Raw genomic sequence first — 23,014 nt, forward strand, 5'->3', positions numbered from 1 at the left:
TTAGCTAAAAATCATAAGCTTAACAATACAATTTTAAACGTTTCAACTTTCTAACTAAATCTTACATTTGCACTATGAATACTGGCTTACAGCTTTACAACACGCTTTCGCGCAAAAAAGAACTTTTTCAACCCTTAAATGCACCCAATGTTGGGATGTATGTTTGTGGTCCTACCGTTTATAGCGATGTGCATCTGGGCAATTGTCGTACATTTATCTCTTTCGATTTAATTTTCAGGTACCTGAAGTATGCTGGTTATAAGGTGCGCTATGTACGTAATATTACGGATGCAGGCCATTTGGAAGGTGATAGGGATGAGGGTGATGATAAGTTTGCCAAGCGTGCGAAATTGGAACAGCTTGAGCCAATGGAAATTGTACAGAAATATACCTTAGGTTTCCATGATGTATTGCGTATGTTCAACACGCAGCCGCCAAGTATCGAACCAACCGCTACCGGACATATTATTGAGCAGATTGAAATGATTAAGGTAATTATAGCCAACGGTTATGGTTATGAAGTGGATGGCAACGTATATTTTGATGTAGAAAAATACAGCAAGGAGTACAATTATACGATTTTAACCAACCGAAACCTCGAAGATATGCTGAACAATACCCGCGAACTGGGTGGCCAGGATGAGAAACGCGGAAGGTTGGACTTTGCCTTATGGATAAAAGCAAAGCCAGAAACCCTAATGCAATGGCAATCGCCATGGGGCATGGGCTTTCCGGGCTGGCATATCGAATGTTCGGCCATGAGTGCTAAATATTTGGGTGCCGAATTTGATATTCATGGTGGTGGAATGGATTTGGCAGCAACCCACCATACCAATGAAATTGCACAATCTGAAGCTTGCAGCCATAAACAACCTGCCCGCTATTGGATGCACACCAATATGCTTACTGTAAACGGTACGCGCATGTCTAAATCGGCCGGCAATGGTTTTCTTCCCTTAGAGCTGTTTACAGGTGACCACCCTTTGCTTAAAAAAGGATATAGCCCGATGACGGTAAAGTTTTTTATGTTACAGGCCCATTACCGCAGCACTTTGGATTTCTCTAACGATGCTTTGGACGCTTCAGAGAAAGGATTCCGTCGTTTAATGTCGGCCATTGGCCTTTTGGATAAATTATCGGTTTCTGACCAGAACGATTTTGATATTGATGCATTGAAAGAAAAGTGCATTAATGCAATGAATGACGATTTTAACAGTCCGATTTTGGTTGCGGAGTTATTCGAGGCCGTTCGCATTATCAATACGGTTTACGATGGTAAAGGGAAAATTTCAGCAGAAGCACTGGAAAAGTTAAAGCAGCTGATTAATGATTTTGTATTCGATATTTTAGGATTAAAAGACGAGGATGCCGGGGGTAACGACTTAAATGGCGTTTTAGATATGGTCATTAATCTGCGGACTGAAGCTAAAGCGAATAAAGACTATGCTACTTCTGACCGGATTCGTATTGGTTTACAGGAACTGGGCATTCAGCTTAAAGATGGCAAAGAAGGTACAACTTGGAGTAAGGCTTAGTCCATTATGAGAATGGTCATCCCCTCAAGGGCGATGGATTAATCGTGAAAAAATACATTCTGGGCATTTTGAATTCATCAGGGAGTCTGTTACTCTTTGAAGGAGGCAGGGGATGAAACATAGATGGAATAAGCTTATGAACAACAACTATAACCCTAAACTCAAAACTTTTGCCAGAGCCCATTGGAATGACTGTACAAATATAGCAACCAATCAGGAAGTGCTTTAGAAACCATTTAAATAGAAATAAGGAATTTAATGTGTAATTGTTAATTACTTTTGAGGCCATGCATGAAAGAAAATTTTATATTCGCCAAACATATTATACTAACTCATAATGAAACACTTATTTTCAACTGCAATCGCTTCGCTTTTAGCTTTAGGCGCTTTTGCTCAAAAAAGCGACGGAACAACGAAATCTTTAATAAATGCGGAAAAGGATTTTGCTAAAGCAATTGCCAAAAATGGAGATAAAGAAGCTTTTATAGATTACTCAACCACCAGTACTTTAGTATTCAGGCCAAACCCGGTTAATGCTAAAACTTTTTATGCAGCCAAGGCAAATGCGGAAAATGATCTAACCTGGACCCCAAACCTGGCGAAAGTATCGCGTAGTGGTGATTTAGGTTTTACTACGGGTGCGTATGAAGCTGGTACTGCAGAGAAAAAATATGGTCAATATTTATCGATCTGGAAATCAGAAAACGGCAGATGGAAATTAGCTATTGATTTAGGAACGGAAAGCAATAAGCCTTTGACTAAAGTTACGCCGTCATTTGTTGAGCCAAAAGATCACGTTGCACCAAGATTTTTGAATGAAAGAGAAATTAAGGCTGGGAAAGAAATTATCATCACCACTGAAAAAACTTTAAATACCTTATTAAAAACGCATGGCATTGCAGCATTTGGTGGCTTTTTAACCAACGATGCACGTTTACTTTTTCCTGGTAATGATGCCATTGAAGGAAAAGGAAAGATTATCGCTTTTTATAACAGTATGATCAGCAAAATTAACCTGAAAACAACAGGGGTAGATAAAGCAATCGGTAGTGATTTAGCTTATACCTATGGTGTTGCTACAGTTGATTATAAAGCCGATTTACGAGAAAGTTTTAACTATGTTTTCGTTTACGAAAAAGCAGCAGATGCCAGCTGGAATTTAATAGTACAGGCTTTTGTACCTGCAGAAAGATAAAACATAAATGTGAATTGAAGAGGGCTATCGATAAAAAGAGGCCCTTTTTTTGTGCAGGCATTTTGCATTTACCTGCACTACCATTTGGGTTTAGCCCCGATTAAAGTGGCATCCTTGCAGCGCAGCGGAAAGATATAGCGCAAAGCGGGAACAAACATTAAAAACAGGACAATTTTTGCGCTTCAAAAAAATAATGACAAATAAAACAGCCTATTTCACGTTGGAAACCTATGTATAAAAAATTACTTCTATTCGTTACGCTCGCTTTATTTTGTTTTAATGTATCGGCCCAAAAGAAAAAATTCGATATACAGGGCAAAGCCGGCGCACGTGGCATTATGCCCGAAAACACCATTGAAGGTATGCTGAAAGCATTAGATTTAGGCGTTACCACTTTAGAAATGGACGCCGTGATTTCGAAAGATAAACAGGTGGTACTTTCGCAGGAGCCTTATTTTAACAACGAAATTTCGCTTCAGCCCAGTGGGAAAGCCATTACCTTAAAAGATCAGAAGAATTTCAATATCTACAAAATGGACTATGAGCAGGTTAAGAAGTTCGATGTAGGCAGTAAAGTGCACAGCCGTTTTCCGGGACAGATGAAATTTAAAGCTTATAAGCCATTGCTTACCGAAACGATTGATGCGGTTGAGGCCTATGTTAAAGAACATAAACTGGCCAAGCCCATGTACAGCATCGAAACGAAAACAATTAAGAATGGGGATAACGAATTCCACCCGGAGCCTGCAGAATTTGTAGACTTGATTATGGAAATCATTAATGCGAAGAAATTAAGCAAAAGGGTCATTATCGAATCGTTTGACATGAGAACGCTTCAATATCTGCATGAGAAATACCCTAAAATACAAACTTCATTATTGATTGATGAAAAAGAACCCTTTGAAGATTATATTGATAAACTAGGCTTTAAGCCCACTATTTATAGTCCCTATTCCGTTCTGGTTGGTAAAGGTCTGGTAGACCGCTGTCATGCGATGGGCATCAAAATTATTCCCTGGACCGTGAATACGGTAAAGGAGCTTAAATATTTTATGGATTTAGGTGTAGATGGTGTACTTACTGATTACCCTAATATTATGGGGCAGCTGAAGAACTAACCTAACATTTGGTATCTCACTGACAGAATAAATAGTAACTAAGCTGATTGGTGTGACACCAACCAGTAGAGAGGGCGGGATAGATCAAACAAAAAAAGCGCTAAAATCAGCGCTTTTTTTTGTTGATCTTTATTAATGCCTAGTGGTGCGATTCAGGAGCTTCCGTGTGGTGTGCTTCAGTTTTCTCGTGTGAAGAAGTTTCTTCACCATGGTGGAAAATTGGTCTGGTGAAAGCCACTAGCAGGATTAAAACAATAATCCAAGCCGTTAATGGTAATGCCCAAATGCCTTTAGTTTGCTGAACCGGCGCGTGTGAATCGTGAGCTGACATATCGAATATTTTTGATTTTAAAATTTATGCTTTGTAATTGTGTGGTAAAGATAATAACAAAATTAAAATAAAAAGATTAAAAGGCGATTTGTATGTAAAAGCATAAGGGATAAAGGGCCTGAGCCTTTTATCCCTGCAGATCGTAAACCATTTTTTTGGTGCTGTTCATTTTGCTTTTGATACGGTTCTGATGTTCAAGCAATGCACTGTGCTCATCCTGGATGGCATTAAACATTTCTGCTTTTTTGAAATAGCCAGCCGCTTCTGCAAAATTTTGCTGTTGCTCAGCATGTAAGCCCAGACTTTCGTAAATGTGCGCCTCGCAAACACCGGCAACACTTAAAGCTTTATCGGCCAGCTGTTTTACCAATTTATGCATTTTAAGGGTAATCACCAGTTTTAAATAGGGCTCGTAAACTTCCGGGAAATCAGCGTCAAGTTCTGTGCATCGTTTGTAATAATAACCTGCTGTTTTGTAATCTTTAAAGCGGTTGTGGTAAATATTCCCCAACTGAAAATAACCTCTGGCGTAATCAGGATCGAAAGTAATAAGCTCATTAAAATATTGAAGTGCTTTAGGCAACTCGCCCCAGTGCAATTCTTCAATGGCCTGTAGATATTTTTCCTCTACAGTAGTATAAATGTCCATAACGGATATGTTAAATTTTGATAAGCGATAAAATGCTTAGCAAATGGGTAACGTAAATTGATTTTTAAATTTTGTTTGATGCTGTGATGGCAAAAAACACTAAGGATTGGAAAGGAAATTTAATTCAATATCCAAACCCTTTAGGCCACTAGACGGGCTAAAGTGCGATTTTTGGATATGTAGCTGACGTAGCATTTCTGTAAATTTGATACAAAGATATTTATTTTCAGTGAATTGCAAATAATTTTTTGTGTGAATCAGTTTTTCATGTTAGTTAGAGCATTTTTAATTTGCCGACTATGCCTTAAAACATGAACAATGACATGTTCGAGCATTTGCTCTACATCGTACTGCTGCCCCATTTTGTATTGATCTTTTGGGCCTGATCAAATTCTTCCGTTGTAATGTTAGGGTTTCTGATGAAAAAATCTTTATTGTATTTAAAAGCTTCCCGAAGCCTGGAAATGTACTTTTCCACCCGATCAAATTGTAATCTTTCTGGCCTAACACTTTCTATGCCGATAGAATTTTCGATATAAACCGCGTAGCTGGACATGGATGCGGTTACATGGGTTAAAATGCTTTGGGTAGAGATACAATCGGAGTTTGTACTTTCGGACTCAATGATGCGAAGCAATTGTTGCTGGCTGATTGGCTCAATTACAGTAATTAGCTCATCAACCGCTTTTTTATATTCATCTATTAGGGCTGCAATGGCACCGGTAAGGTTATTGGAATCCTCTATCTTAGAACAAATATAATTGTTTGAGATGAATTTTATTTGCGAAGTCTTTTATTGGTCGAGATTTTAGGTTACCAGATTTATAATGCCAATCAATAAAGGTAAATAGGTGAGTAGAAGTATGGTTTTAAAATCTTTACGTTCTTGTCCTTTATTAACATGAATAAGAACAAGGAATGTTATACTGGTAAACAGGATAGACAAAGGCATTATAACCAGCAGTCCCGCATTTGCAGCGCCGCAGCTTTTTTTTGATGGGTCTGCAGGTACAAGGCAAAGTGCCCAAAAGGCGAAATACGGTAATAATGAAATAAGTGCGATATAACGCCTTTTAATAAAATACAAGATCATGTTTGTCTCTATGTACGAGTTTACAGATCTTAATACACTGTTTTATAAAAGGTAACCTGTTTTCGTTAGTCTTGTGTTGGCCGGGATTTGCAATCTCGACCTGGCTCCTATGGATTTTAATCTCACTGATAGAAGGACTACAAATCCCGATAAACAGGATTTAAGTAAGCATATCGATTATTCCAATGTAAATCGGTAAAGGGATAATTGCTGAAATGACCATAAATTTTTTTTTCGACCTGCCTTTACTTATCAGGGTAATGCTTAGAAAGGTGATGAAGTAGATGAAAGTGAGAAACATCATACCTACAATTATACCAAAATCGGGCATACCATATCTTGGTTTTGTGCTTACCGGCAGGGTGTGAAAAAATATGAAAGTATAAACCCAGCTAAAAATATAAAAACCTAAGAATATTAATGAAATTATCCTTCGCCACATAAATGCGGATAGGGGTTTTATAATTTCCGTTTACCTTTTTAACCCTTAATGCTGGTATGTAAAAAGGTAACCAAAGTGTAATGTTTGGTGTTGTTTTTTAAAAAGATGAATAATTCATCGGGATCAGTAATTTTACTGAATAGACCCTGAAATGAATTCAGGGTGACGATTCTGGTAGGTCGGGATTAGAAATTCCGATTAGCTATTACAATAAATCTTTAATGATTTTTTCGATGGATAAACCTTCGGCTTCGGCGCGATAGTTACGTACAATACGGTGGCGTAAAATAGGCTCGGCAACTGCTTTTACATCTTCAATGTCAGGCGAATATTTTCCGGTTACTGCTGCATGGCATTTAGCGCCAAGTACTAAAAACTGTGAAGCACGTGGTCCGGCACCCCAGCTAATGTATTTATTTACCGCATCGGTAGCAAATTCGGTATTCGGACGGGTTTTGGCAGCCAATTTAACAGCATACTCCAAAACATGATCAGTAATGGGGATATCGCGGATCAGTTTCTGAAAATATTGAATATCGTCTGCATGGATAATTTTCTGCAGTTGAATGGTTTTATTACTCGTGGTGTTTTTTACGATATTCAACTCATCTGCAAAGGCAGGATAGTTTAACTGAATATTGAACATGAAACGATCTAACTGAGCCTCTGGTAATGGGTAAGTTCCTTCCTGCTCAATAGGGTTTTGTGTGGCCAGAACAAAGAATGGCTTTGGCAAAGTATGCGTTTGACCGGCGGCAGTAACCGATTTCTCCTGCATGGCCTCTAATAGCGCCGCCTGCGTTTTAGGAGGGGTACGGTTAATTTCATCAGCAAGGATAATATTGGAAAAAACAGGCCCTTTTATAAACTTAAAGTGCCTGTCTTCTCCTAAAATCTCTGCACCGATGATATCGCTTGGCATTAAATCTGGTGTAAACTGGATCCTGTTGAAATCAAGATCGAGTACGGAAGCAACGGTTTGTACAAGTAAAGTTTTGGCTAGTCCGGGTACGCCAACCAACAGACAGTGTCCGTTACTAAAAATGGCGATTAAAACAGATTTTATGATGTCATCCTGTCCAACTACTACTTTGCTTATTTCAGCTTTAATGTTGTTGAAAGATTGATGAAGTGCATCAACAGCTTCTACTTCGTTCTTATACTGCATTGGTGTTATTTTGCGGCCGTGGTTTTAGTCCAGATTTTTAATTCATCACAGGTGTTAAATTCGTCATCGATTTTAATATAGGTACTTTCGCGACGTTTTTGAAACCATTCGCTTAAAGTACGATTAATTTTATCACTTTGTGCTGCATCTCTGATTTTTGGAAAATCCTGCGCTAAATTTGCTTTATGTGGCGGAATTTTAGATTTTAGATATAGAATGCGGTAACCTTGTTTTCCGTCAGTTGCAGTAAATAAATCGGGTTTGGAAATACCACCGATTTTCATGCTATCGATTACCAAAAATACCGAAGGGTCTAATTTATCAACCGGAATAAAGGTGCTTCTTGCCTGAACATCCTGGGCATTAAGCATCATACCTCCATTGTATTTAGTTTCCTTATTATCCGAATAAAGATTTGCAGCAGCAGCGAAACTTAACTTTTTACCCATGAGGTTGTTATAAATGCTATCTGCATGTAACTTTAAGCGTGTTAAACTTTCTGGTGTAGTTTTGGGCATAATTAAAATATGCCTAACGTGTACCTGCTCACCTCTACGCTCTAAAACCTGTAAAAAGTGGAAACCGTAATCAGTCTCGAACACTGGCGAGATTTCTCCGGCTTTTAATTTAAATGCCCAGGCTGTAAATTCTTTAACCATGGTGTTTCTATCAATAAAGCCATAATCACCACCGTCTGAAGCTGAACCCGGATCTTCAGAATAGGTTTTGGCTAAAACACCCATATCCTCGCCACTTTTAACCCTTAATCGAAGCGCTTCAATCTTATCGCGGAATTTCTGTTTTTCTGCCCTGGTTAACTTGGGGTTTAAAATGATTTCACCAACTTCAACTTCTGTATTGAATTCTGGGATGCTATCACCTAATGATTTGAAGTATTTCTCTACCTCCATTGGGGTAACATTAATATTTTCGGTAATTTTTTGCTGCATTTTATTTGCAATCAATTCATCCTTTATTGATGGTCTGATTTCATCTTTATACTGTAATACCGATTTGTTTAAGAACTGCTCCAAACGCTCCTGCCCGCCGGCACGTTGCATACTATACCGCATACGCTTGTTTACTTCATCATCAACGGCGCCATCCTCAACCATTACCGAATCGATTTCGGCCTGTTGTTTAAGTAATTTTTGGGTCAGGGTTTGTTGTAATATTTTGCATTTAATATCATTGTTCGGTTGGTTTCCCTGATAAAGATATTGCGTGTATTGCTGGTTTAAGTCAGATAGCAGGATAATATTATTTCCTACAACAGCAGCAACTTTATCAACGGTGTGTTTTTGAGCAAAACTGTTTAAAAACAGGCAAATTAAAGCGGTTGCTACTAAAAAAACTTTCTTCATTCTATTTGTTATATTTTTCAAATTTAATACTTATCGTCAAAAAAAATCAGGTTGGTTATAACTTGGCCAGCTTCTTCAACTCACTTTCGTTAATTTTGATCTGATATTTTTGTCTCAGGCTTTTTAGCCATTTTTCTTCTAAACTCAGTTGGTAATCAGCAATTACCGCTCCCCGTACTTCGTTTAAAGGTTTATTGTAATTTTTTTGGTTCTTAACGTAAAATTCATTTATAGCCTGTTCATCTTCCTGTGCCTTGTTCCAGATTTTTTGTTCCGAAACATTGAACATTAAAACGCCTTCCCGGTATTCATTCAACAAGAAATCCTGATCTTTGCTACTAACCCCAGCTTTTTTATGTGCGGCTAATGCATCTTCATAAGTTTTAATTTCTTCCTGGTAAGCTGCATTTTTATCCAATCCCATTTCGCGGGCATCTAAAACCTTAAGCTTAAAATTGATGTACAAGTTTAAATAGGCTTGTAAAGTATCGTATGGCACACTAATATTTCCGTTATGGCTTTTTTTGTACGCCCACATCAATTCTTTAGCACTTATTGATTTTCCGTTTACCACAGCAACGTTTTGTGCAAACGAAATGCTGTAAATAAAGCTGAAAATGAATAGGGAGTAAGCTTTCTTCACGCAGAGCACTCTATAAATTTTAAGGGATAAAAGTAACAATTAGCGGCGCTATTATAAGATATTTAACTAATTTTAACACAAATTATTATCCGACAAAAATACGAATGGAAAACCAGGTTACCAACAATGAGAATGCTTTACGTTTATTTTTTACTGATGAGGTTTTCCTGGTGAAGGATGAAAGCGTAGAAATTCTGCCTGTACGTAATGCTGAGCCCGTTTTTATGGCCGAAAGTGTTTCTGTTAAAGTAATGGAAGAGCCTGTTTTAAAGCCAGAAATAGCGCCAATTCCCGGAGTTAATCCTACAAATTCTCCTAAAGTTTATCCGCAAGGTACTGAAATTCCGCATTTAGTGGCCGAATCTGCACCTGAAAAAACGTTTAAATTTTTAGGTGGAAACAAAAAATCAGTACTTATCTTAGTTAATGATAGTGAGCATGATGTAAGTACCGAACAGGGCAGGGAACTGTTGCGGAAAATTGTTAAAGCTGTAGATTTGGGTACGCCCGATTTCGCCCTGCTCAATTATTCAAATTATAAAGGGACAGATTTCCTAGCGTTGCACCGATTTTTCAAACCTGCCATTATGTTATCTTTCGGAGTAGCGTTTTCCGATTTGAGATTGAACCTTACCTGGCAGAATGAAATCATCGTTCACGAAACCACCAGAATTATCTTTGCTCCAAACCTCCATCATCTCGATAGTGATTTAACCGCTAAAAAGATACTTTGGGGGCATTTGCAGAAAATTAAATAGCCTTGTCGAGTATAAAGTAGTTGGTATCAAGTATTAAGATTTGATAGCACAGAATTTATATAGAAACCCTAATTTTTCAACATTCCAACTTTTTTATCTTTCAACTTTTTCCAATGAGAAAACTTGTATTTGCCACCAATAACCAACATAAAACTGAAGAAATACGTGCAGCACTTGAAGGTAAATATGAAGTGTTAAACCTGGAAGACATCGGTTGTTTGGTTGATATCCCTGAAACTGCCGATACTTTTGAAGGCAATGCAACATTAAAGAGCAGTTATGTGGTTAAACATTTTCATTTGGATTGTTTTGCCGATGATAGCGGTTTAGAAGTAGAAGCCTTAAATAATGAACCTGGCATTTATTCTGCCCGTTATGCTGGCAGCAGGGATAGCTTAGAAAATATTCAAATGGTTTTAGCCAGGCTTGAGGGGAATCCCAACAGAAAAGCAAGGTTTAAAACGGTAATCTCCTTAATGTTGAATAGTCAAAACCATATTTTTGAGGGGATAATAGAAGGAACCATCAGAACGGCTTTGTCAGGTTCGAAAGGGTTTGGTTATGATCCTATATTCCAGCCAGCTGGTTATGAGATTACATTCGCTGAAATGGATATGGCAGAGAAAAATAAAATCAGCCACAGGGCTATTGCATTAAAAAAGATGTTGGAGTTTTTGAAGGGGATTTGAGGCATCGTCATGCTGAATTTATTTCAGCATCTTACGGGCCACGTAGACCTGAAATAAATTCAGGGTGACGACTATAGGAATAAAAGTACATTTTACTAACCGTCTTTTTTATCTGAAGTGAATCTTTTTTTGGCAGAATAGGTTTGATGCCAAAGTTTGTAGTGTCTGCCGGTTTAGTTTGAGGCGATTTCTGATCAACTTTTAAGCTGTCTTTCCCCAGGGTAATTTTGGGTTTAACAGCTGGTGCCGTTGTTGAAGGTTTGCTAGTTGAGGTTGTTGCTGTTTTTCTAACCGTTCCAGTTTTAGCCACAACTGTTTTGGCCTTTGCTTTGGTCCTGGGTTTTCCTGATGAGCCTATCGCATCTTTCTTTGATTTCGGACGTTCGGTAGGTTTCCATGAAAATCCTTTTAACACATGGTCTTTTGCAATGGTGTTTTCAGGGTTCAGCGCCCCCTCTATTCCTTTGATATACACAATCTCCTCAATGGCATTTTCCTTATCCTTAAAGATGAACTTTATCCTGCTGCTTAGGGTTTGGTTCATTTCTTTATAAACTTTTGTGCTATCATCCTGGGTATAATAAATGCTTTCGGCATTGCCATCCACATATAAGGTTTTGAACTTTCCGTTGGTAAAGAACCCCGTCATCAATCTTCCTTTTATTTGATTGAACCTTAACGAATCTTTTGGCGTATTTACTAAAAATGCATTTCTAAATGCCTGTAAGTTATTCAGTTTCTTATTCTTGAACTGGACAAATATGGTATCGCCAACCTGTTGAGAACCTTCTGACCAGATGATCGGGTTGCTGTAACAACGTAAGGTAGAATCGGCACTGGTGTAAAACAGGCTATCTGTTTTAGCCTGTATATTCGTTTTAAAAATCTTAACACCATGGTAAGCCTTAATAATACGCGTTTGCACGGTATCAGCGGGGTTAAATTTTGTTGTATCCGTTTTTAATGCGCCCGCTTTTAAATTTCCGAGGACTTTTGTTAAATTATCCTTACTTCCAGGTTTTGTGATGTTCTTTTGCACGCTATCAACATTGGTTTTGGAAATATCCTTTATCAATGGGGAAGCTTTGTCGGTAATCTTTTTTTGTAAACTATCGGTTTTGGTTTTCGATACGTTTTTTGCAATCGAATTGGTTTTATCAGCCAGTTTTTTCAGGCTATCTGTTTTGAGTTTAGGTAGATTTTTTATGATTGAATCGGCTTTTGCCTTTAAAATATTATTTTTTTGTAAACTGTCTAAATGAACCTTAGGGAGTCCTTTGCCAAGTGAATCTACTTTTGATTTTAAACTATCAATGCTTTTATCTTTCAGGTTAAGCTTATCTTCTGTTTCAGCATCACCTTGGTTTTTTTTCTTTTTGTCAGCCTTGCTATTTTTAGTATTACGCTTATTCCTATCTTCTTTTTGGCTCAATTCGGCTTCAGGTTTATATTTTGGTTCACTTTTTTCCTTTTTACCACCATCTTCATCATCTTCCCCAACCTGGTTGTCGGCTTTGATGGAGATTTTAGGGACTAATTTTAATGTTTTTTGCAACACCATCTGCGTTTCCAGTGTATCTGCACCCATCCATAAACTATCAGGCCTTTTTTTATTCTTCACCATGACTGAATCTTCAGTACCTAGTCCCAGGTAAGCATTCCGGGTAACCAGGGTTCGTTGATCTATTTTGTAGTAATAGCCTAAATCGCCAAACATTTTCATTTTATCTTTCGTATCAGAAAAGACAATGTTTTTAACCGCTTTACCAACTCCCTGTTTACCATAATAATATAAACTATCTCCTTTTAAAGATCGTGTACCCTGTGTATATAGATTTTTCTTTCCAAAAAAAGCATCTTCCGTTAAAGTATTGTATTGGCCATTTTCGGTATACAGGTTGTCATCTTTACCCTTAATGTTGGTTGGGCCGTAAAAATAGGTCCATTTATCCTGGGTATTATAACTCATGGTATCGGATTTGATGGTAGATTGTGGCGTAACCACCACCACATCATACTTAAAATACGCTACATTTCTCTGACTAAAATAATAACCATTTTTACTGGTGAGCGTTACGTCTTTGTTTACAATTTTGCCACCACTGGTATAAGTTCCGATTTTAGTGAGTGTATTGTAATCGAGTATATTAGTGGTTAAAACCGAAGTAGGATCAACCATTCTTACGTTTCCGGTTAAATGCGCCTGTTTTTTATTTCCATCATATTCGAGCTGATCGGAATAGATATCGGTAGTAAGCTGGTTGATATGTACATTTTTAAAGGCTTCGAAATAGTTGCGCTCGCTATAAAATACAGCACTATCGCAAGTTAATGTGGCGTTGTCCTGCTGGAAGACAGGGTTACGCAGGTAACTGATTTTTTTCTTGGTATCTCCGGTTATTTTGGAAAATGAAACGATCTTAATCTTCGAAGCGGGCTGCTGACCGAATAAAAATACGGGACTGATTAAAAGAAATAAAAAGACAAATAATTTTTGCACACTACAAAGTTAGTTTTTTGTTCCGAACGTTCGGAATACCAGTTAAAATTAAATATTTTTGATGGATGTTACCCCTAAGCCAATTTCAGGATTTTATTGAAAAGCAAAAATTATTTGTTCAGGATAATCGTATTCTTTTGGCTGTAAGTGGGGGGAAGGATTCAGTATTAATGCTGTATTTGTTTAAAGCAATAGGCGTTGATGTTGGTGTGGCACATTGTAATTTCAATTTACGGGGTAATGAAGCGCAACGCGATGAAAGTTTTGTTGCATTATTGGCCAAAAAATTTGGATTACCTTTTTATGTAACGCATTTTGACACCAAAAAATATGCGGCCGAAAATAAAATTTCTACCCAGATGGCAGCACGCGATCTGCGTTATAACTGGTTTGAAGAAATCAGGCGCACAGCAGGATACGATTACGTGGCACTGGCACAACACCAGAACGATGCGGTAGAAACCGTGCTCATTAACCTTACACGTGGAACAGGCATAAGCGGATTACATGGCATTTTACCCAAACGTAATTTGTTGATCAGGCCTTTACTTTTTCTAAACCGTAAACAGATTGATGAAATTGTAAGGGATAATAATATCGATTTTGTAGAAGATAGTTCGAATGTAAGTACAACCTATACCAGGAATAAAATCAGGTTGCAGGTAATACCACATTTGCAGGAAATCAACCCTAATCTCGAAAAAACATTTGCTGAAAATATCGCGCGCTTTGCCGAATTAGAGACTTTGTTAAATATTCAGGTTCAGCAACTTGCTGCTGAAATTCTAAATAAAAGAAATGATGGCATTTATATTTCCCTTGATGAGATTTCTAAATTAAAGCCCCAAAAGCTATTGCTTTACGAGTTGCTTAAACCGTTTAATTATGGTGAAAATGTTGTACAGGAAATTTTAGACAGCTTAAAGGCCATGAGTGGTACACATTTTTTTAGCACTACACACCAGGCGATTATCAACAGAAACGACCTGGTTATTGTTGAAAAGAGTGCATCTGTTACCGCTAATCAGTTTATTCATCCAGCAACAACAAACATTGTTTTTGGCAACGCAGAAATTTCATTGGTGTTTACAGCGGAGGTGAAATTTGAAGTGAATCTGAACAAAGCTTTTGTAAATGCAGATAAATTAATTTTTCCGTTAGTACTCCGGAACTGGCAAAATGGAGATAAATTTATTCCATTGGGTATGCGCAACCCTAAAAAGGTAAGTGATTATTTTATCGATGCGAAAGTTCCCCTACACTTGAAAAGCGTCACCCCAATTCTGGTTAACGGTAACGGTGAAATTATCTGGATTGCTGGTATGCGGCAGGATAACCGATATAAATTAACTGCAGCAACAAAAAAAGTTGCTATATTCGAACTCAAAATTAAATAAGTGGAAAGCAAATACGCCTATATCGAAAAACAATACATCGGCCGTGATTATGTTCGCATTTTCATCAGGCTCATTATGGCTGCTTTCTGTTTTGGTGCTTATGTTTACGAACGCGATCGTGACAATACGCAAGATCTTTTCCTGGTCGTAGGCTTCGGAATCATAGGTGTTTCTATGCTTTTGCTTTTTCTGATCCAGTACAAAATCGTGGTAGATAATGGTAGTATGATCTTAGATGGCCTTTGGACGACCAAACGTGTGAAGATTGACCTGAAAAGTATTGTTGATGTGCGTAAAGCTACTTATAGCCGTTATTTTTTCAATAATCCGGTTTACAACCTCCACACCAAAGGTACCATCCGCTTTTACTCATCAGGTAAGGATGCGGTGGTATTAACCGATCGGGATGGCTTGGAGTATTTTATTGGTACCCAAAGGCCTAATGAACTTTTTCTGGTGATAAAAGAAGAAATGCGCAACCTTAAATAATCCCATTTTTTTATTGCCTGTTTCTTCAATTTCCTGGCATTGTTTTGTTAGTTAGCCCTGATCCGATAGCTATCTGTATTTGATGGAGTGGCAGCCCCTGAGGTACAAAAGGCTGTAGCATAAAGCAGGAACCAGCTTTAAAAAGAGCAAATGACCTTGCGCGCCCAAAATAAAAAATGTTTCAAGTTTGAATTGGCCAATACCTGACAATTATCCTTATTGTTATTCTTTATTCTTTGCGAGATGAAAAGTGATCACAGCATGTTATTACTTTTATTGCAATAAACCGACATGCATTATAGATTAAAATCGGCTACATTTGCGTTAACAACAATACATTTACGATGAAGATAGGAATTGTTTGCTACCCCACTTTTGGCGGTAGTGGAGTGGTTGCAACAGAACTAGGTAAAGCCTTGGCTAATGAGGGACACCAGGTTCACTTTATTACTTACAGTCAGCCCGCCAGGCTCGATTTCTTTTCTTCCAATCTCTTTTATCATGAGGTGTCGGTAAGGGATTATCCGCTTTTCGATTACGCTCCATACGAATCGGCGCTGGCCAGCAAATTGGTAGATGTTGTTCGATTTGAACAATTGGATGTGTTACACGTTCACTATGCCATTCCGCATGCATCTGCTGCTTTTATGGCGAAACAGATTTTGGCAAGTTATGGTCTTCATATCCCAGTGGTTACTACTTTGCACGGTACTGATATTACTTTAGTGGGTAAAGATCCAACATATAAACCTGTGGTTACTTTTTCTATTAACCAAAGCGATGGTGTAACCACCGTATCGGAAGATTTGAAAGAAGATACCTATAACCATTTCGAGATTACAAAAGAAATTAAGGTAATACCAAATTTTATAGATTTTTCGCGATTCAGTTTACAGGCAAAAGGGCACTTTAAAAAAGCGATCGCACCAAATAATGAACGCATTTTAATCCACACCAGTAATTTCAGAAAAGTGAAACGTACGGCTGATGTGATCAGGATTTTCGAAAAAGTACAGGCCGTTATTCCATCGAAACTATTAATGGTAGGGGATGGACCTGAACGCGCTTATGATGAGCAGCTTTGCAGATCGTTGAATATTTGTGAAAATGTAAGGTTTTTGGGTAAACAAGATGCCGTAGAAGAAATTTTATCAGTTTCCGATCTTTTTTTAATGCCTTCAGAATCTGAAAGTTTTGGCTTGGCCGCTTTAGAGGCAATGGCTTGTAAAGTACCGGCAATTACCACCAATGCTGGCGGTTTACCCGAGCTTAATGTGAATGGCTTTTGCGGTTATATGAGCAATGTTGGTGATGTAGAATCAATGGCGGCTCATGCCATTGAAATTTTAAAAGATGATGAAACGCTTAACCGTTTTAAAGAAAATGCATTTAAAAGGGCACAGGATTTTGATCTGAAAAAGATCCTGCCGGTTTATGTCAGCTATTATAAAGAAGTAATTGAAAACTCTTTGCAAGCTAAATATTAACGGATTAAGTTTTCCCCATATTTCATCACAGCCCAAAAAGATGTATACGTTTGATGAGTCTGTATTTATCTGTACATATCTGTTGTTAAAAATTTAATTATAGTATAGGAGATCCCTCGGCTGATTAGTCGTGTCGGCAATATTTAACAAATTAAACTTTCTCAAAATCAAATGATTATAAATTGTATCTTTGCAGCCGGAAACGGTTTGGAGGGTAAAGATTCCTAAGTCATTTCGAGAAAATTAAAAAGAGGTTATCCCAAATGAAGAAAATAGTTGATTACAGAAAGCTTTTGAACGTAGATAAAAATGCTGAATTAAAAGAGCTTAAATCTGTGTACCGTACATTGATGAAAGATTGTCACCCTGATAAATTTCAGCAGGAAGAAGAGAAGTTGGATGCAGAAGCGAGAAGTAAAGAAATTATCGAGGCTTATCATTTCCTGGTTAGTATTGCGCCCGAAACACGCGAACAGAACATCGAAACATACACGCAAACGACTACTTTGTCGAATATTCAGGATTTTGAATACAAACAGCAGGTTTTGAATATCCAGTTTTTTGATGGAAGTGTTTACGAATATTTCGATGTGCCAAAGGCAATCTATGTGAAATTGGTTAATGCTGATTCTCCAGGCCGTTTTGCCCGCAGACATATTTTTAATGAATTCCCTTATCGTAATGTGGCCAGGGTTGCAGAAACGGCATAATAAACGATATTTATAATATTTAAGTGGTCCCAATGAAAATCGGGGCCATTTTTTATTTCATTACGGTAGTGTGGAGTACTTCGTTACTTTATAGGCCCTGGAAAGAGTTCAGGGTGACGATCGCTCGTGAATTCCGTCATACTGAACTTGTTTCAGTATCTATTATGCTATTAGGATCCTGAGATGAACTCAGGATGACGATCGTGTGGAATGTGCGTCATCTTGCTTTATTCGAGGGTTTTAAACAAATCGTTCCAATTTGGGTTATTTTGATTAATCAGATTTATCTTCCAATCTCTCTTCCAGTTTTTGAGTTGTTTTTCTTTCGCAATGGCTTCCTCGATAGAATCGAACTGCTCATAATAAACGAGTTTACGACAATTGTATTTTGCTGTAAATGAATCTGGGTATTTCTTCTCTTTATGTTCGATAATCCTAAAATACAATTCCGAAGTAACACCGATGTATAAGACGGTGTGGGTATGATTAGATAAAATGTAAACACAGCCACCTCGTTCCATAATTTTGTTATAATAATTTTTCTAAAATAGACCCTGAAATAAATTCAGGGTGACGATCATGTCAGAGTTTTGTCTAAGAACTTATTCTTACAGTCCGTCATACTGAACTTGTTTCAGTATCTATCATGCAATTTAACTAGTTCATAACCAAAAAAACACTGCTTTCTAATTATTCAACATAGGGTTAAAGCGGTTATCTTTATTTCTTAAGTCTAATCCGCCTTCATAAACCGATTTTAGATTAACCAGGTAAAAACTCCAGCCGTTGTGACAACCCAGCCGGATGTTCCGCTTTGAATAATCATCTTCAGGGATATTCTTTTGGGTCAATTCTACAACGGTGTATTCAAATTCTCCATGGAGTTTGATCTCAACCAGGCTATCTCCTGCAAAAGTAAACTGAAAATAATCTTTGCCATTTGCTTCAGTTACCATTCCGTTTTCGATATCATCGTACAGGTGCCAGATCCATTTATACCGATCGCCTTTAAGTGCGTTCTGCGTTTTATCGAGCATTACCTCATTTTCATCCGTGAATAAGACATCACTTAAAAACCATTTTTCAATTTCGCTGGCCTTTGTCCAGGCATTGTAGATGTCTTCAGGTTTTGCTTTAATGGCGATCCTGATGGTGAACTTGGTCCAATCGAAATTTTCCATGAATAAGTTTATTTAAAAACCAGGCAAACCGGAGCGCCAACATCAATTCTTTTGCCGCTATCAGTTAGTTTTCCAGTGGTTTTACTCCGGTTAAAAATAACGATGTTATTGGTGTACTGATGCCCGATCAAAAGAAACTTTCCAGTCGGGTCGATGGTGAAATTTCGCGGCCCTTTGCCCAGTGTACTTATGGTTTCAACAAATTTTAATTTTCCGGTCGGCAGGATTGAAAAGGTGGTAATGCTATTGGCGTCTCCACGATTAGTTTCGTAAAGGAATTTGCCGTCAGCAGAAATATGGATATCTGCACCATCAATTTTTCCGGTAAAATCTTTTGGCGTAGTGCCAATTTCCTGGATTTTGGTGAGCGTTCCGTTTGCGTAAGCAAAAGCAGTAATGCTGCCATTAAATTCGTGGGCTAAATAGGCAAACTTACCATTCGGACTAAAAGTAATATGCCTCGGGCCAGTGCCTGCATTGGTTTTTAGCACTGATTTTATGGTGAGTATTTTTTCTTTTGCAGTTGGGTTATAGTTGTAAATATAAGTTTGGTCTTCGCCCAGATCATTAACAATTAAATATTGATGATCGGGTGTAAATTTAACCATATGTACGTGTGCGCTTTCCTGTCTGCCTTTTGGATCAATGCTTTTCCCGGTATGTTTAATGATCTGTAAAGCTTCCGTTAAAGACCCATCCGCTTTTCGTGAAAATACCGCTAAACTGCCGCCGCTATAATTAGCCACAATTACATTTTTGGCATCAACGGTAATGTAACATGGATCGGCACCATGGCTATCAACCTTATTCAGAAAAATTAAGTTTCCGCTTGCTGCATCATATTTAAACGCGCTAACCGTGCTTGCTGCTCCGGTTTCGTTAACCGCATAAATAAATTGATTATCTGGTGAAAGGGCCACATAGCTTGGGTTTGCTGTGTTTTTTGTAATGCTTTTTATGGATGTGGCTGCTGTTGTTGCGTTAAAATTATAGATATAAATCCCTTCACTTTTTCCTGGCGCGGTGTAAGTACCCACAATCAGGTTGTAATCACTTTTTTGGGCAAATGTTAGGGTAGATAATATGGTGAGTGTAAGCAATGAACTAATTTTTTTCATGAAACGATGATGTTGATTTGAACAAATATGGCGAAAATTTTAATTTAAAAGGAATATCGTCATTCTGAACGCGGTGAAGAACCTTTTAGGAATTAGCACATCCTGACAGGATAATTTTTTTTGCCTGGCATCTTCGATGCAAGCGAGTGGTGGCAATAGTTTGGCCACCGAGGCGCAGATTAACACGCAGATTGTATCGAAGAAGGATTTGCGATCTGACGATCCATTTGTCTTTCTCCTGCATCTTCGTTACAAACGATGACGATAGTTTAAACAACAAAAAAAAAGGCAGCCGACTGGCTGCCTTTTTGCTATCTAATTAAATGTTTAATCTGGATCAATTCATGTTCTTCAAGGTAGCGCCATCTGCCGCGAGGTAGATCTTTCTTGGTTAAATTACCATAAACCACGCGGTCTAATTTTTCTACATTATACCCTAAGTGTTCAAAAATACGACGAACAATCCTGTTTTTACCACTGTGAATCTGGATGCCGATTTCTTTTTTGGTTCCACCTGCAACATAAGAAATGTTATCAGGTTTAATCAGGCCATCTTCCAGCTCTAAACCAAAAGCAATTTTGTTTAAATCGCCTTGTGATAAAGATTTATCCAGTTCAACATTGTAAATTTTGGTGATACCGTTTTTAGGGTGTGATAATTTATCGGCTAAATCACCATCATTTGTCATTAATAACAAACCTGTTGTATTGCGGTCTAAACGGCCAACCGGGTAAATACGCTCACGGCTCGCTTTATCAACCAGTTGCATTACGGTACGACGTTCCTGAGGATCGTCGGTAGTAGTGATGTAATCCTTTGGTTTGTTCAATAAAACGTAAACTTTTTTCTCACGTTTTAATAATTCCCCGTTGTAACGAACCAAATCCTTTGCAGGGTCTACTTTATGCCCCAGTTCGGTAACCGCTTCGCCATTTACGGTAATAATGCCGGCAATAATTAACTCATCTGCTTTACGACGAGAGCAAATGCCTGCATTTGAAATATATCTGTTTAGGCGGATTAGGCCTTTATCTTCGTTTGTTTTACGGCCCTGGGTAATTACAGTGCGCTCCGGGCGGTTAAATTCTGTATCTCTCGGCTGTGCCTCCTCGCGTTTTCTAAACGGACGGGTATCACCTTCCCTTGGTTCTCTTGGCTTTACATCTCTCGAGCTTCCCGCACTTGGCTTGAAGTCATCAGATTTGCCTCTTGATTTGTAATCTTTATAGCCGCCCTCTCTTGGTTTATAATCTCTCGATCCACCATCTCTCGATTTAAAGTCGCGGTCGCCAGTTCTCGGTTTAAAATCTCTCGAATCTCCATCCTTAGATTTGAAGTCACGCTCTCCTGTTCTTGGCTTATAATCTCTTGTACCACCTTCTCTTGATTTAAAATCCCTGTCTCCTGTTCTTGGTTTGTAGTCTCTCGATCCGCCATCTTTAAATTTGAAGTCACGGTCGCCCGTTCTTGGCTTGTAATCTCTTGATTTAGCGCCACGATCTTCTGAACTTGAATCTTTAGATTTAAACTCACGATCGCCAAATCTGAAACTTTGCGGTTCTGCATCTTTTGATTTAAAATCACGTCCGCCTGATCTTGGTTTGAAATCTTTTTTGTCTCCGAAAGATTTTGATTTGAAATCTTTACTGTCTGCGCTTCTGGGTCTGAAGCCATCTTTCGAATCGGATGATTTTTTGAATTTGCTATCTTTGTCGTCTGACCTTCTTCTGTCAGATCCGGCCGAACTGCTTCTGCCTTCTGTTTTCCGACTGCCTGATTTGGACTTGTCATCCCGACTGTTCCTGTTGTTTTTATTTATCATGATACGCTTTTAACGCATTAAAAATGCGGGCTACAAATTTATGTAAAAATGGTGAATATAACAATTATCTGGAGGGAAAAAGCAGATAAAAAAATAGCCTCTAAAATAGGTAAAATTGCTTTAAAAACAAAATTAAAAATCGGTGTTTAAAGTGCTTTAAAGGCTGTTTTTTGCGCTTATTTCTGTAACTATTTGATAGTGTGGCTATTATTTTTTACCTTTGCCAGCGTTTTTATATAAGTTTCACCAAAAAAAGGAGGAGAATGTTAAAGAAACACATCGTACCATTTTCAGTAGTGGCAACACTATTTATCTTGGCAAAAGTGTTCACTTACCAAATGCCCTTAGCAAAAAAAAGTCTTTTTAAGGAAGAAAAATTAAGCTCTACAATAACCAAAACTGATAGCCTAAAAGTGGAAGATGTTGTGAAACCTCTTTCTTTAATGGCCCAGTTAAATTTCGCGGATGAAACCCTGCCTTTGGGCGATAAAAGGGTGGAAAGAAAAATGAAAAAAATTCTAGCCGCGCACAGTTACAAGAACACGCACACTAATCTTTTGCACCAGAAAGCAGCAAAATGGTTTCCGATTATCGAGCCGATACTTGCCGCGTACGGTATCCCGAATGATTTTAAGTATTTGGCTTTGGTCGAATCTGGAATGACTGAAGGAACTTCGCCTAAAGGTGCAGCCGGAATCTGGCAGTTTATGCCGGGTACTGCCCGTAACTATGGATTAAGAGTGAACGGGAATGTTGATGAGCGCTATAACCTGCGCAAATCTACTATTGCAGCCTGCAAATACATTAAGGAAATGTATAAGGGTTTAGAAAGCTGGACATTAGTGGCTGCGGCCTACAATGTTGGCGACGGGCGCTTGCGAAAGCAGATCAATAATCAAAATCAGGATAATTACTACAAAATGAGGCTTAACCGCGAAACCGGTGGCTATGTTTATAAAGTAATTTCTATGAAACAGATTATGGAACACCCGAAACGTTACGGTTACAAAAAACCGAGGGTATTATTGGCCTATAACGGCGGATAATATAATTAAGATAAAGACAAGCATTTGGTAAGGCGTCCCGGTTTCAGAATCGGGACGCTTTTTTTTGGAAGGTGATTACAGGGACTATGGGATTACACAGATTCGTTTTGCATCATGCTAACCAATGAGCTTTTTTGCCATGGGAGCACGGATTAACACAGAAAATCTTACTCCGTTACGTCATCCTGAATTTATTTCAGGATCCTTAACGAGAGGGAAATCAATATCTAAATATAGGAAATAACATATGTTGGATAGACCCTAAGGCAAGTTTAGGA

Annotated in this window: 21 protein-coding genes; 10 read left to right on the plus strand and 11 right to left on the minus strand. The window is 38.2% G+C overall.

The window, feature by feature from the left end:
* Nucleotides 1-74 precede the first annotated feature (74 nt).
* The 3 genes from cysS (at nt 75) to ABEG20_RS21700 (ending at nt 3,848) form a co-directional block, all read left to right on the plus strand.
* Nucleotides 75-1,535 carry a cysteine--tRNA ligase gene (gene cysS / locus ABEG20_RS21690; protein ID WP_406825291.1) on the plus strand — a complete coding sequence of 487 codons (1,461 nt, stop codon included), beginning with the start codon at nt 75-77 and terminating at the stop codon, nt 1,533-1,535.
* A 337-nt stretch (nt 1,536-1,872) separates the two neighbouring features.
* Nucleotides 1,873-2,730: a nuclear transport factor 2 family protein gene (locus tag ABEG20_RS21695; protein ID WP_406825292.1), complete on the plus strand. Its 858-nt coding sequence runs from the start codon at nt 1,873-1,875 to the stop codon at nt 2,728-2,730.
* A gap of 230 nt (nt 2,731-2,960) precedes the next feature.
* A complete protein-coding gene (locus tag ABEG20_RS21700) occupies nt 2,961-3,848 on the plus strand; it encodes a glycerophosphodiester phosphodiesterase family protein (RefSeq protein WP_406825293.1) in 888 nt (295 codons plus the stop codon).
* A 139-nt stretch (nt 3,849-3,987) separates the two neighbouring features.
* On the opposite strand, the gene ABEG20_RS21705 is transcribed toward ABEG20_RS21700, so the two are convergent.
* From ABEG20_RS21705 to ABEG20_RS21730, 6 genes are all read right to left on the minus strand, one after another.
* Nucleotides 3,988-4,179: a hypothetical protein gene (locus ABEG20_RS21705; RefSeq protein ID WP_025144195.1), complete on the minus strand. Its 192-nt coding sequence runs from the start codon at nt 4,177-4,179 to the stop codon at nt 3,988-3,990.
* A gap of 127 nt (nt 4,180-4,306) precedes the next feature.
* Complete coding sequence (locus ABEG20_RS21710) at nt 4,307-4,828, minus strand: tetratricopeptide repeat protein (protein ID WP_406825294.1); 522 nt, start codon at nt 4,826-4,828, stop codon at nt 4,307-4,309.
* A 340-nt stretch (nt 4,829-5,168) separates the two neighbouring features.
* Nucleotides 5,169-5,465 (minus strand): hypothetical protein, encoded by a 297-nt coding sequence (locus tag ABEG20_RS21715; protein WP_406825295.1) that lies wholly within the window; start codon nt 5,463-5,465, stop codon nt 5,169-5,171.
* A 1,103-nt stretch (nt 5,466-6,568) separates the two neighbouring features.
* Nucleotides 6,569-7,531 carry an AAA family ATPase gene (locus tag ABEG20_RS21720; RefSeq protein ID WP_406825296.1) on the minus strand — a complete coding sequence of 321 codons (963 nt, stop codon included), beginning with the start codon at nt 7,529-7,531 and terminating at the stop codon, nt 6,569-6,571.
* Nucleotides 7,532-7,536: 5 nt separating this feature from the next.
* A complete protein-coding gene (locus ABEG20_RS21725; RefSeq protein ID WP_406825297.1) occupies nt 7,537-8,895 on the minus strand; it encodes a peptidylprolyl isomerase in 1,359 nt (452 codons plus the stop codon).
* A 55-nt stretch (nt 8,896-8,950) separates the two neighbouring features.
* Entirely contained in the window at nt 8,951-9,538 is a 588-nt protein-coding gene (locus ABEG20_RS21730) for a hypothetical protein (RefSeq protein ID WP_406825298.1), read from the minus strand.
* A 104-nt stretch (nt 9,539-9,642) separates the two neighbouring features.
* Here ABEG20_RS21730 and ABEG20_RS21735 point away from each other — a divergent pair, with 104 nt between their 5' ends.
* Nucleotides 9,643-10,296 (plus strand): hypothetical protein, encoded by a 654-nt coding sequence (locus ABEG20_RS21735; RefSeq protein WP_406825299.1) that lies wholly within the window; start codon nt 9,643-9,645, stop codon nt 10,294-10,296.
* Between the two features lie 113 nt (nt 10,297-10,409).
* Nucleotides 10,410-10,985: a non-canonical purine NTP diphosphatase gene (locus ABEG20_RS21740; protein ID WP_406825300.1), complete on the plus strand. Its 576-nt coding sequence runs from the start codon at nt 10,410-10,412 to the stop codon at nt 10,983-10,985.
* Nucleotides 10,986-11,016: 31 nt separating this feature from the next.
* Here ABEG20_RS21740 and ABEG20_RS21745 read toward each other — a convergent pair whose 3' ends face one another.
* Complete coding sequence (locus ABEG20_RS21745) at nt 11,017-13,485, minus strand: OstA-like protein (RefSeq protein WP_406825301.1); 2,469 nt, start codon at nt 13,483-13,485, stop codon at nt 11,017-11,019.
* Nucleotides 13,486-13,550: 65 nt separating this feature from the next.
* Here ABEG20_RS21745 and tilS point away from each other — a divergent pair, with 65 nt between their 5' ends.
* The 4 genes from tilS to ABEG20_RS21765 all read left to right on the plus strand — a co-directional run bounded on the left by tilS (nt 13,551) and on the right by ABEG20_RS21765 (nt 17,568).
* Nucleotides 13,551-14,882, plus strand: a complete 1,332-nt coding sequence (tilS, locus tag ABEG20_RS21750) for a tRNA lysidine(34) synthetase TilS (RefSeq protein ID WP_406825302.1) — start codon at nt 13,551-13,553, stop codon at nt 14,880-14,882.
* Nucleotides 14,883-15,371 carry a hypothetical protein gene (locus ABEG20_RS21755; protein ID WP_406825303.1) on the plus strand — a complete coding sequence of 163 codons (489 nt, stop codon included), beginning with the start codon at nt 14,883-14,885 and terminating at the stop codon, nt 15,369-15,371. It abuts the gene before it with no gap.
* Between the two features lie 344 nt (nt 15,372-15,715).
* The gene (bshA, locus tag ABEG20_RS21760; RefSeq protein ID WP_406825304.1) at nt 15,716-16,858 is read left to right on the plus strand and encodes an N-acetyl-alpha-D-glucosaminyl L-malate synthase BshA; all 1,143 of its coding nucleotides are present in this window, start codon (nt 15,716-15,718) and stop codon (nt 16,856-16,858) included.
* Between the two features lie 263 nt (nt 16,859-17,121).
* Nucleotides 17,122-17,568, plus strand: a complete 447-nt coding sequence (locus ABEG20_RS21765) for a KTSC domain-containing protein (protein WP_406825305.1) — start codon at nt 17,122-17,124, stop codon at nt 17,566-17,568.
* A 227-nt stretch (nt 17,569-17,795) separates the two neighbouring features.
* Here the strand turns inward: ABEG20_RS21765 and ABEG20_RS21770 are convergent, their stop codons facing one another.
* From ABEG20_RS21770 to ABEG20_RS21785, 4 genes are all read right to left on the minus strand, one after another.
* Nucleotides 17,796-18,089: a GIY-YIG nuclease family protein gene (locus ABEG20_RS21770; protein WP_406825306.1), complete on the minus strand. Its 294-nt coding sequence runs from the start codon at nt 18,087-18,089 to the stop codon at nt 17,796-17,798.
* Between the two features lie 165 nt (nt 18,090-18,254).
* Nucleotides 18,255-18,749 carry an SRPBCC domain-containing protein gene (locus ABEG20_RS21775; RefSeq protein ID WP_406825307.1) on the minus strand — a complete coding sequence of 165 codons (495 nt, stop codon included), beginning with the start codon at nt 18,747-18,749 and terminating at the stop codon, nt 18,255-18,257.
* Between the two features lie 8 nt (nt 18,750-18,757).
* On the minus strand, nt 18,758-19,867 hold the full coding sequence (locus ABEG20_RS21780; protein WP_406825308.1) for a lactonase family protein: 1,110 nt from the start codon (nt 19,865-19,867) through the stop codon (nt 18,758-18,760).
* A 311-nt stretch (nt 19,868-20,178) separates the two neighbouring features.
* Complete coding sequence (locus ABEG20_RS21785; RefSeq protein ID WP_406825309.1) at nt 20,179-21,690, minus strand: pseudouridine synthase; 1,512 nt, start codon at nt 21,688-21,690, stop codon at nt 20,179-20,181.
* A 263-nt stretch (nt 21,691-21,953) separates the two neighbouring features.
* Between ABEG20_RS21785 and ABEG20_RS21790 the strand changes: the two genes are divergently transcribed.
* A complete protein-coding gene (locus tag ABEG20_RS21790) occupies nt 21,954-22,736 on the plus strand; it encodes a lytic transglycosylase domain-containing protein (RefSeq protein ID WP_406825310.1) in 783 nt (260 codons plus the stop codon).
* Nucleotides 22,737-23,014: the final 278 nt, after the last annotated feature.

This window comes from Pedobacter sp. KACC 23697 (assembly GCF_045348445.1).
GTDB lineage: Bacteria > Bacteroidota > Bacteroidia > Sphingobacteriales > Sphingobacteriaceae > Pedobacter.